This is a genomic window from Stenotrophomonas sp. CASM110 (assembly GCF_049384345.1).
Lineage (GTDB): Bacteria > Pseudomonadota > Gammaproteobacteria > Xanthomonadales > Xanthomonadaceae > Stenotrophomonas > Stenotrophomonas muris.
The window spans coordinates 21,734-28,620 of sequence record NZ_JBMRGI010000035.1 but is presented as its reverse complement, the minus strand read 5'-3'; the positions used below and the strand labels follow the sequence as shown (position 1 = coordinate 28,620).

The following is a 6,887-nucleotide window of genomic DNA, read 5'->3' as shown; positions in this document are numbered from 1 at the left end:
GCCATGGATGGCGCCATCGAGCCCCCATGGGTGAGGGCGCTTCGCTTGCGAAGCACTGCTTCGCAAGCGCCCGAACGCACAGCCGCCAGCGGCTGGGCCGGACCCCGGAGGGGGGTTTACGGCGTGTCCTGACCACCCACACCGCCCCGCCATCCCACGGAATGCGGCTCTTGATCTTGCTTCGGCTTCGCCTTCGGCAGGTGCAGGGCTGCAAGCCCTGCCGAAAACTCCCTTGGGCGTAGAATGCGGCCATGAGCGAATCCCTTGATAACCACCTGGTCCACGGCCGCCGCCAGCGGCCGGATGGGCCGTCGCCGATCGATGTCATCTCGGTCCAGTCGCAACTTGTGTACGGCCACGCCGGCAACAGTGCCGCCGTCCCGCCGATGCGCGCACTGGGCGTGCGCGTCGCCGAAATCCCGACCGTGCTGCTGAGCAATGCGCCGTTCTACGACACTACGCGGGGCCGCGTGCTGCCCGCCGACTGGTTTGCCGACCTGCTGCTGGGTACCCACGAGCGTGGCCTGCCGCAGCGGGCGAAGATGCTGGTGTCCGGCTACTTCGGCAGCACCGCCAACGGTGCGGCCTTCGCCGACTGGCTGGACAACATCCTGCCGGCCTGCCCACAGCTGCGTTACTGCCTGGACCCGGTGATCGGTGATACCCATACCGGACCCTACGTGGAACCGGGCCTGGAAGCGATCTTCGCCGAGCGCCTGCTGCCCCACGCCTGGCTGGTGACGCCCAATGCCTTCGAACTGAATCGCCTGACCGGCATGCCGGCACTGGCCGAGGCCGATGCCATCGCCGCCGCGCGCACGCTGCTGGATCGTGGCCCGCACTGGGTGATCGCGCACAGCGTAGGCGGCAACCCGGGTGAGCTGGTCACCCTGGCGGTCGGGCACGAGGAAACCTGGCGCTGGACCTCACCGCTGCTGCCGGTGGACGTGGCCGGTACCGGTGACGTGCTGATGTCGCTGGTGGTGTCGTTCCTGCTGCGCGGTGAGTCGATGCAGCAGGCGATTTCGCGCGCGATTGCCGGCACCCATGCGGCGCTGGAGGCGACCCTGGACAACGGCTTCGAGGAGTTCGACGTGATCGCTGCCGCGCCGGCGGCGCTGGCCGAAGGAACGCGCTTCCGCGCTGAACGCGTGGCATGAGCGGCCTGGATCCACGCACGCCGCGCACGGTCGGCATCGTCGGCAGTGCTGGTGCCTATGGGCGCTGGCTGTGCCGCTTCTTCCAGCAGCACCTGCAGCTGCAGGTGATCGGCCATGACCCGGCCGACCCGGACTCGCACACGCCGGAACACCTGCTGGCGCAGGCCGATGTACTGGTGTTCTCGGCACCGATCCGGCACACGCCGGCGTTGATCGCCGAGTACGTGCGGCAATCGGCGGGCCGCGAGCAGGGCAGGCTGTGGCTGGATGTGACCTCGGTAAAGGAGGCACCGGTGCAGGCGATGCTGGCCTCGCAGGCCGAAGTGGTCGGACTGCACCCGATGACCGCGCCACCCAAGGCGCCGACCCTGAAAGGGCGGGTGATGGTGGTCTGCGAAGCGCGGCTGCAGCACTGGCGGGCATGGGTCGATACGCTGTGCACCGCGCTGCAGGCCGAGTGCGTGCGCGCGACGCCGCAGCACCACGACCAGATGATGGCGCTGGTGCAGGCGATGGTGCATGCCACCCACCTGGCGCAGGCAGGCGTGCTGCGCCAGTACCAGCCGCAGCTGGGCGATCTGGCCGCGATGATGCCGTACCGTTCGGCGTCGTTCGAGCTGGGCACGGCGATCATCTCGCGCATCCTGTCGCTGAATCCGGCGATCTACGAAGACATCCAGTTCGGCAACCCGTACGTGGCGCCGATGCTGGAGCGGCTGGTGGGGCAGCTGCAGGCCCTGCAGGTGCAGGTCGGACAGGGCGACGACGGCGCACGGGCTGCATTCCGTGAGCAGCTGCTGTCAGCCAATCGCAGTGCCTTCGGCGAGCAGGCCCTGGCGGATGGCAACTACACGTTCGAACGCGTGGGGTATCTGCTGGCCGATCTGACCGAGCGCAACGCGCTGTCGGTGCACCTGCCGGAGGACCGGCCTGGCTCGCTGCGCGAGCTGTTGAACGTGTTCGAGCAGCATGGCATCAGCTTGGCTTCGATCCATTCCTCGCGCACGCCCGGCGGTGAAGTGCACTTCCGCATCGGATTCGTGGCCGGCAGCGATCCGGCGGCGATCACCCGGGCCGCGGCCGACGTGGACGCCAGCGGCATCGGACGGGTGCTGGGCTGAATTCATCCACAGGCGGTGTGGATGGTTTCTGAGCAAACGTGTGGATAACCCTGCGCAGCCCTTGTCAGGCAAGGCTGTCAAGATGCTTGGTGAAAAATTGATCACGCCTTCTTGTGGAGTCCAGCCTTGCTCGACTGCCCTTGGCAAAGCGCGTGTCGACCGAGGTCGACACCTACCAGAGCAGGGCGACACGGCCAGTGCCCACCAAGGTGGGCAGCGCTAGATCATCAACCGCAGTTCGCCACCGCTGGTGGTGAATTCGCGGCCATTGCGAACCAGATGACGCCCGTCATCCAGCTCGTAACGCGGCGTGGATTCAGAGTGATGCCCGCTGCCATTCGCCTCGGGCTTGAACTCGATGATGATGTGGCTTTCGCCATTGCTGTCGACTGCAGGGAACTGACGGAACGACATCGCGTACCTCCTTCAGCGGATGCTGCTGATGCGAGGCCAGCTTGGTCCGGCCGATGTTAGCCGGCCGTCATCAATCGATGAACTGCAGTCGTGCCAGTTCAGCGTACAGTCCGCCTTCGGCCAGAAGCTGGGCATGGGTACCTTCGGCCACGATGCGGCCCTGGTCCATCACCACGATGCGGTCGGCCTTGAGCACGGTGGCCAGGCGGTGGGCGATGACCAGCGTGGTGCGACCGGCCATCAGCCGCTCCAGCGCCTGCTGCACGCTGTGCTCGCTCTGTGCGTCCAGCGCGCTGGTGGCTTCATCGAGCAGCAGGATCGGCGCGTCCTTCAGCAGTGCGCGGGCAATCGCCACGCGCTGCTGCTGGCCACCGGACAGGCGCGCACCACGTTCGCCCAGCTCACTGTCGTAGCCCTGCGGCAACGCGCGCAGGAAGCCATCGGCCTCGGCCGCACGCGCGGCAGCTTCGACCTCGGCGTCACTGGCCTGCAGGCGGCCATAGCGGATGTTGTCGCGCGCACTGGCCGCGAACAGCGTCGGCTGCTGCGGCACCAGCGCCAGCTGCGCGCGCAGCTCGGCCGGATCGACCTGGCGAACGTCGATGCCATCCACGCAGATGCGGCCGCTGGCCGGATCGTGGAAGCGCAGCAGCATCGACAGCACCGTGCTCTTGCCCGCGCCCGACGGGCCGACCAAGGCCACCGTCTCGCCCGGGCGGACATGCAGGTTGAAGTGGTCCAGCGCGGCCTGGTCCGGACGTTGCGGATAGTGGAACACCACGTCGTCGAACTGGATTTCGCCGCGCAATGGTTGCGGCAGAACGTGCGGCTGCGCCGGCGCACGGATCTCGATGTCTTCCTGCAGCAGCTCGCCAATGCGGCCCATGCCACCGGCTGCACGCTGCAGTTCGTTCCACACTTCGGCCAGCGCGCCCACCGAGCCGCCGCCGATCAGCGCGTACAGCACGAACTGCCCCAGCGTGCCGGCACTGAGGCGCCCGTCGATGACATCGTGCGCGCCCAGCCACAGCACGCCAACGATGGCGCCGAACACCAGCAGGATGGCGCTGGCGGTGACCAGCGACTGCGCACCGATGCGTCGGCGCGCGGCGCCGATGGCATCGCCCAGTGCCTTGTCGAAGCGTCCGCGCTCGTAAGGCTCGCGTGCATGTGCCTGCACCGTGCGCACGGCGCCCAGCGTCTCGCTGGCCAGGCTGATGGCATCGGCGATGCGGTCCTGGCTGCTGCGTGCAACCGTGCGCAGCTTGCGCGCGCCGATGATGATCGGCAGTACCGCCAGTGGGATGCCGAGCAGCGACCATGCCGCCAGCCTGGGGCTGGTGACGAACAGCATGGCCAGGCTGCCGACCACGGTGACGCTGCTGCGCAGGGCGACCGACATGGTCGAGCCGACCACGCTGCGCAGCAGTTCGCTGTCAGCGGTCAGGCGCGAGACCAGTTCGCCGCTGCGGCTGCGGTCATGGAAACCGGCACCGAGCTGGATCAGGTGTGCGTACAGGCGGCTGCGCAGGTCGGCCACGACTTTTTCGCCAAGCAGCGACACGAAGAAGAACCGTGCGGCCGTTGCCAGTGCCAGCACCACCGCCACCAGCATCAGCAGGGCGAAGGCACGGTTGATCTGGCCACCGCTGGTGAAGCCGTGGTCGATCATCTGCTTCACGGCGGGGGGCAGGCTCAGCGTGGCGGCCGAAGAGACCGCCAGCGCCAGCAGCCAGGCGGTGAACAGCCCGCTGTGGCGGCGCACGAACGGCCACAGCGTCCGCAGGCTGCCGAGGCGGCGCAGCGGTGGGGCCGAGGCGGGGGCGTCGTCCTTGTCAGTCATCCTGGTCGTCGTCTTGTATGCGGATACGGTCACGGGTGGCGTCGCGCAGGCGGATTTTCAATGCATCGACCTGATCGGCCGGCAATTCGACCCGCAGGCACACGCCGTTGGCATCGAACTGTTCATCGCGCTTCACGGCGCCGAAGCTGGGAAGGGTGGCATGCAGGGTGCCCAGATCCTCGAAGCCGGCCAACAGCTGCAGCCGGGCCATCGCCACCAGCGGCAAGCGCGGGGCGGTACGCAGGCATTCGGCGGCGGCGCCACCGTAGGCGCGCACCAGTCCACCGGCGCCCAGCTTGATACCGCCGAACCAGCGCGTCACCACCACCACCACCCGGTCGAAGCCCTGGCCGTCGATCGCAGCCAGGATCGGCCGCCCAGCGGTGCCGGCGGGCTCGCCATCGTCACTGGAGCGGTAGTCCTGGCCGTGCCGGTAGGCCCAGCAGTTGTGGGTTGCGTCGGCTACGGCCACCTGTTGCAGGAACGCCAATGCTGCCGCGGCGCCATCGATCGGCGCGGCATGGGCAATGAAGCGGCTGTGTTTGACTTCCAGCGTGTGGCTTACCGGCTGGGCGAGGGTATCGGGCATTCCCGCCATTCTACGGGGTCGCCGGAGGTCACTGCCCGCTTCAGTCGTCCAGCAGCGGGCGCAGGTCGCGCGGCAGGCGTGCTTCCGGATACTGCTGCACATAGCGCTCCAGGCTGGCGCGGGCCAGGTCGCGCTGGCCGTCATCGCGGCGCGCGCGGATCTTCTGCAGCCACTGCCGTCGCGGCAGCTGTGCATCGGCGTCCACCTCGGCCTGCACGGCATCCGCACTGAGCCGCGCGTCGGCGCCGCGGCGCATGACGCCGGGCGCGGAGCGGCTCGGGGCCTGCCGCTTCATCGAGGTGATCTCTACCCGATCCAGTGCCTGCGCCCGTTCTGCATCGGCAGCGTTGGCCACTGGCGCCTCGGCGGTGCGTGCTTTCAGCGCCCCTGCCGGGGCCGGCGCCAATGCCGGTGCAGGTGCCGAATAGGCAGCCGGTGCGGGAGGCGCGGGCGGTGCCGCTGCCGGTGCGGTGGCCGGACCAGGCGGGAGCGCCGCAAAGGACGTATCGGCGGCCGCATCCGCCGCCATCGATCGTGCAGCCTGGGCCGGAGCTTCAGCAGTCTCGGTCGGCGCAGGCTTGGCTACCCGCGCGACGGACGGCGCCGGGGGAGCGGCAACAGGGGCCGCCTCGGGTGCTGCAGGTTCGGTGGCCGTTTCCGATGCGGCAACCGCGCTGTCGGCTGGACTGCTCCCAGCGGCCTGATCGGCGGCCGCGACGTCTGCCGCAGCGGGCGCCGCGGCAACAGCGGCCTCGCCTGCCGGAACCGGCGGCGGTTCCGGGCGCAGCTGCCAGGCAATGCCGATGGCGAACACCATCGAGGCGGCGATGCCGAACACCGCCGGCCAACGCGGACGTATGCGCTGCCTGCGCGGCGCCTCGGCGGAGACAGCAGCATCGGCCGCCGGTGCGTGCACGGCAGCGCGCGCCGCGGCCAGGATGGTGGCGTCCAGCGCGGCCGGCGGGGCCTGTTCGACGCGACGGCCGAGCAGGCGCGCCAGCTCGCGTTCTTCCGGCGTCAGCGGTTCGTCTCGGTTCATGCGTTCAATCCCGCACGCAGCTTGTCCATCGCATAGCGCAGCCGCGATTTCACGGTTTCCCGGCCTACGCCGGTGATCTGGCCGATCTCCTCCAGGCTCAGTTCCTGATCCAGCCGCAGCTGCAGCACTTCGCGCTGCTCGGGCGGCAGTTGCTCCATCGCCAGCTGGATGCGGCGACGTTGTTCGAATTCGGAAAGCTCGGCTTCCGGGGTCTGCCCGTCCTCGATCGCGGCCAGGCGCAGGTCGGCGTCGGCCGGTGCGGCAGGGCGATGGCGAGCGGCCCGCCAGTGGTCGTTCAGGCGGTTGTGGGCGATGCGGAACAGCCAGGTGCTGAATGCAGCGTCAGGCTGCCAGCCCGCGCGCGCGCTGATCACCCGCTGCCAGACATCTTGGAAGATCTCCTCGGCCAACGCGTTGTCGCGCAGTTGCCGCAGCAGGAAGCCGAACAGGCGCTTGCGATGGCGTGCATACAGGCTTTCGAACGCGCGCAGGTCGCCACCGGCCCAGGCCAGCATCAAGGCTTCATCGGTTGGCAGTGCGCTGGCTTCCACGGCGTACAGGGTAAGGCCTGCAGGCGGTGGCGCATAGCCGGTGACGGGGGCGGGCAGGGCGAGGTTCATGGCGTGGAAGCGGCTACGGGCAGGAGGAAAAACGTACGGGCGCACGATTCGGGGTTTACGGGCTTCCATTGCCCCCCGGGTGGCGCGCTATGCTCGGCGGC

At 68.9% G+C, this 6,887-nt stretch carries 7 protein-coding genes; 2 read left to right on the top strand and 5 right to left on the bottom strand.

Annotation, left to right across the window (positions count from 1 at the left end; genetic code table 11):
• The first annotated feature begins 251 nt into the window (after window positions 1–251).
• On the top strand, window positions 252–1,160 hold the full coding sequence (pdxY, locus tag VG561_RS20520; protein WP_014646816.1) for a pyridoxal kinase: 909 nt from the start codon (window positions 252–254) through the stop codon (window positions 1,158–1,160).
• On the top strand, window positions 1,157–2,281 hold the full coding sequence (locus VG561_RS20515) for a prephenate dehydrogenase (protein WP_049441899.1): 1,125 nt from the start codon (window positions 1,157–1,159) through the stop codon (window positions 2,279–2,281). The genes pdxY and VG561_RS20515 overlap by 4 nt, the downstream gene beginning before the upstream one ends.
• Before the next feature lie 219 nt (window positions 2,282–2,500).
• Here the strand turns inward: VG561_RS20515 and VG561_RS20510 are convergent, their stop codons facing one another.
• The 5 genes from VG561_RS20510 to VG561_RS20490 form a co-directional block, all read right to left on the bottom strand.
• Complete coding sequence (locus tag VG561_RS20510) at window positions 2,501–2,695, bottom strand: hypothetical protein (protein ID WP_014646818.1); 195 nt, start codon at window positions 2,693–2,695, stop codon at window positions 2,501–2,503.
• 70 nt (window positions 2,696–2,765) lie between these two features.
• Window positions 2,766–4,538 (bottom strand): ABC transporter transmembrane domain-containing protein, encoded by a 1,773-nt coding sequence (locus tag VG561_RS20505; RefSeq protein WP_423179929.1) that lies wholly within the window; start codon window positions 4,536–4,538, stop codon window positions 2,766–2,768.
• Window positions 4,531–5,127: an IMPACT family protein gene (locus VG561_RS20500; protein WP_142234596.1), complete on the bottom strand. Its 597-nt coding sequence runs from the start codon at window positions 5,125–5,127 to the stop codon at window positions 4,531–4,533. The genes VG561_RS20505 and VG561_RS20500 overlap by 8 nt, the downstream gene beginning before the upstream one ends.
• Window positions 5,128–5,167: 40 nt before the next feature.
• A complete protein-coding gene (locus VG561_RS20495) occupies window positions 5,168–6,166 on the bottom strand; it encodes a hypothetical protein (protein WP_262094216.1) in 999 nt (332 codons plus the stop codon).
• The gene (locus VG561_RS20490; RefSeq protein ID WP_229653773.1) at window positions 6,163–6,681 is read right to left on the bottom strand and encodes an RNA polymerase sigma factor; all 519 of its coding nucleotides are present in this window, start codon (window positions 6,679–6,681) and stop codon (window positions 6,163–6,165) included. Before VG561_RS20490 ends, VG561_RS20495 begins: the two co-directional genes overlap by 4 nt.
• Window positions 6,682–6,887: the final 206 nt, after the last annotated feature.